The sequence below is a fragment of the Nocardiopsis sp. MG754419 genome, from assembly GCF_018207095.1.
Taxonomy (GTDB): Bacteria; Actinomycetota; Actinomycetes; order Streptosporangiales; family Streptosporangiaceae; genus Nocardiopsis.
This window is the reverse complement of the sequence record NZ_QOCZ01000332.1, coordinates 1-694: the sequence shown is the minus strand read 5'-3', so window position 1 is coordinate 694 and position 694 is coordinate 1. Positions and strand designations below refer to the sequence as shown.

Genomic DNA, 694 nt, shown 5'->3' with positions numbered 1-694 from the left:
CAACGCCACCACCATCTCGGGACCCCGAGGCAGGTACACCCCCACCAACCGCCCCGGAAGCACACCCTCACCCACCAGGTACCGGGCCAACCGGTTCGCACGGGCGTTCAACTCCCCGTACGAGACCCGATCACCCCCGAACACCAACGCCACGGCATCCGGCACAGACGCCGCACACTCCTCGAACACCCGGTGCAGGACCAGGTCGGACTCCGTCCCCGTCCCGGCACGGTTGAAGTCCACCAGCACGCGTCGGCGTTCCCCCTCCGAGAGGAGTTCGATGTCGCCCGGCCGCACCCGCGGGTCCGCCGCCACGGCGGTCAGCACCCGCTCCAACCGGGCCACCAGCGCCTCCGCCGTGTCACGGTCGAACAGGTCGACCGCGTACTCCAGGACACCGGACAGGCCCTCCGGAGCAGCGGAGAAGGAGAACGTGAGGTCGAATTTGGCGACCTTCCAGGCGTAGGGCTCACGTTCCGTTTCGAGCCCCGGCAGCGCGGGGCCGGCGTCCACGTGGTTCTGGAGCACGAGCATGACCTGGAACAGCGGGTGATGCGCCATGCTGCGGGTCGGCGCCACCGCTTCCACCACACGATCGAAGGGCACGTCACGGTGGTCGAAGGCCGCCAGATCGGCCTCACGCACCCGAGCCAACAACTCCACGAACGTCGGATCCCCCGACACATCCGTACGC

1 protein-coding gene is annotated in these 694 nt (G+C 68.9%); it reads right to left on the bottom strand.

Annotated features, from left to right (window positions below; genetic code table 11):
* Positions 1-684 (bottom strand): condensation domain-containing protein (locus DSY14_RS27975; RefSeq protein ID WP_307851361.1); only part of this gene is annotated, 684 nt, incomplete at its 3' end.
* Positions 685-694: the final 10 nt, after the last annotated feature.